The sequence below is a fragment of the Bradyrhizobium sp. SZCCHNRI20481 genome (assembly GCF_032485055.1).
Taxonomy (GTDB): Bacteria; Pseudomonadota; Alphaproteobacteria; order Rhizobiales; family Xanthobacteraceae; genus Bradyrhizobium.
On the sequence record NZ_JAUEUE010000034.1, the window covers coordinates 1 to 2,349 of the forward strand.

Sequence of the window (2,349 nt, forward strand, 5' to 3'; positions counted from 1 at the left end):
GCGTCGTCAATGTCTGCTCCAACGCCCTCGCGCTTATTCGAAGAATGAGCTGCTCATAACCTGGCTCGAACACAATCCTGTTGGGTTCGCCAGGCGCAACTATGCAGGACTGCCGCTCGGTTATCGCGATCGCCGTGCGATTCAGAACGGTCAAAGCGCTGCCTTTGAGGCCAATTTGCAGGCGCGCGAAGTCGCTCTCCGGGAACTTGACGACCGCCCTCGCCCCGCCATATGCACAAAAGCCCAGGCCGATATTCGTAAGCTGAAGGTAGTTGCCCACCCCCTGGAAGCCATCTGCTTTGGTGACTGCGAAGCCAGTTGCCCCGTAGACCGTACGCAACGCGTGCTCCATCGCCTCCGGATCGTCTGTACGAATGACGGGAGCGCGGCTCAGCAGGCTTACGGATCGGTCCAGGTTCATCGAAAGATACTATCTCAGATTGATCAAACTCAAAACCGGGAAAAACCCGGTCAGCGGCGAGGTGCCGCAACTCGATCTTCTTCATCGCCGATATAGCTTGAGGTTCCAGTTTCTGAGCGACCTTTGCTGCTGCCCCAGCGCTCTTGGGAATGGTCCTGGCCGACGCTTCTATAAGGCGAGCTAGGCGGCGCGCCGCGAGCGCGACAGAGTATCGGATGGAAGCTCACCGAACATGTCGCGATAGTCTCTTGCGAAGTGTCCGAGATTTCCGAAGCCGCAATTGAAGGCGACTGCAGAGACGGAGGTGCGCTGATCTGCCCCCGAGAGCATCTGCTTTGCCCGTCGCAATCGCACCGTTTTTGCAAACGTCGTCGGAGAGTATCCGCGGCTTTTCTTAAACGCCGCATACAGCGCGCGGATGCTGACGCCTGTCTGCGATGCCAGTTCCTCGATCGTGATGGCGCGCCCACAAGAGGCCTCGATATACTCTTCGGTCAGCCGAACGATCCGCGGCGCGACGTCCTTTTCGTCTCTCTCCAACAGCTCGCTGAAATTGTGGCGGTGAGCCGACAGGAAGGAAACGATGAGAGCCTGCTCCAGTTCGGCCAGCACCGCGCGTGGCAGCTCTGTAGCCGTCGCATCCAGCTGATGAGCGAGGAACATCGTCAGATCGCGCAAAACCAGAGCGTTCGGCTGCACCGCAGCCGCCATGGGATCGAACCTGAGGACGCCAGCCGGCTTTGCGCCCAGGAGCGTCGTCAACGACCTTTCCAGCGCCCCCGTACTTATTCGAAGAATGAGCTGCGCATAACCTGGCTCGAACACAATCCTGATCGGTTCACCCGGCGGAATTATACAGGCCTGCCGCTCAGTTATCGCGATCGCCGTGCGATTTAGAACGGTCAAAGCTCTGCCTTTGACGCCAATTTGCAGGCGCGCGAAGTCGCCCTCCGGGAACTTGACGACCGACGTTCCCCCGTCATATGAACAAAAGCCAAGGCCGATATTCGCAAGCCGAAGGTAGTTGCCCACCCCCAGGAAGCCATCTGGCTTGGTGACTGTGAAGCCAGTTGCCCCGTAGACGGTACGCAACGCGTGCTCCATCGCCTCCGGATCGTCTGTACGAATGACGGGAGCGCGGCTCAGCAGGCTTACGGATTGATCTAGGTTCATCGGAAGATGGTACCTCGGTTTGACCGAACTGATACTCCGGGAAAACACCGGTCAGCGGCGAGGTGTCGCAGTTCCATCTTCTTCATCGATGCGTTTCAATTTCCTTCCAGATTACTACTTGGCCTCATCTCATGAGGTCTGCGCTGGACGACGCGGCAACCCTCCCGCCTACCCCCGAGAGAATATCCGCCATGAAGTTGAAGCTCGCTACGCGTATCCAGCAGCGACGTCAGGTGAACGCGACACGAACAAGTTGAAAAGCGCGGCGCTTTCTACGAGACGAGAATATTCGAAAGGCCTGACCCGCTTCTTGGCGCCTCGCCGCAGTCGGACAGCGTCATCATGATTGGCTCTCAGCTTGAGTTGGCGACCCGCGCTTTGCTTCGCCGCTGCCCCAGCGCTCTTGGGAATGGTCCTGACCGACGCTTCTGTAAGGCGAGCTAGGCGGCTCGTCGCGACCGCAACAGAGTTTCGGATGGAAGCTCACCGAACGTGTCTCGATAATCTCTTGCGAAGTGTCCGAGATTTCCGAAGCCGCAATCGAAGGCGACTGCAGAGACGGAGGTGCGCTGATCTGCCCCCGAGAGCATCTGTTTGCCCGTCGCAATCGCACCGTTCTTGCAAACGCCGTCGGAGAGTATCCGCGGCTTTCTTGAACGCAGCATAGAGCGCGCGGATGCTGACGCCTGTCTGCGATGCCAGCTCCTCGATCGTGATGGCGCGGTCCCAAGAGGCCTCGATGTACTCTTCGGCCA

Annotated in this window: 3 protein-coding genes; all 3 read right to left on the reverse strand. The window is 58.7% G+C overall.

Translation table 11 applies throughout. The features are described from left to right. On the reverse strand, window positions 1-421 hold a 421-nt coding region (locus QX132_RS32955; protein WP_410052931.1), incomplete at its 3' end, for a cupin domain-containing protein. Window positions 422-601: 180 nt separating this feature from the next. Further along, window positions 602-1,594, reverse strand: a complete 993-nt coding sequence (locus QX132_RS32960; RefSeq protein WP_316163874.1) for an AraC family transcriptional regulator — start codon at window positions 1,592-1,594, stop codon at window positions 602-604. 440 nt (window positions 1,595-2,034) lie between these two features. Continuing rightward, window positions 2,035-2,259: a helix-turn-helix domain-containing protein gene (locus QX132_RS32965; RefSeq protein ID WP_316163875.1), complete on the reverse strand. Its 225-nt coding sequence runs from the start codon at window positions 2,257-2,259 to the stop codon at window positions 2,035-2,037. Between the last annotated feature and the right edge of the window lie 90 nt (window positions 2,260-2,349).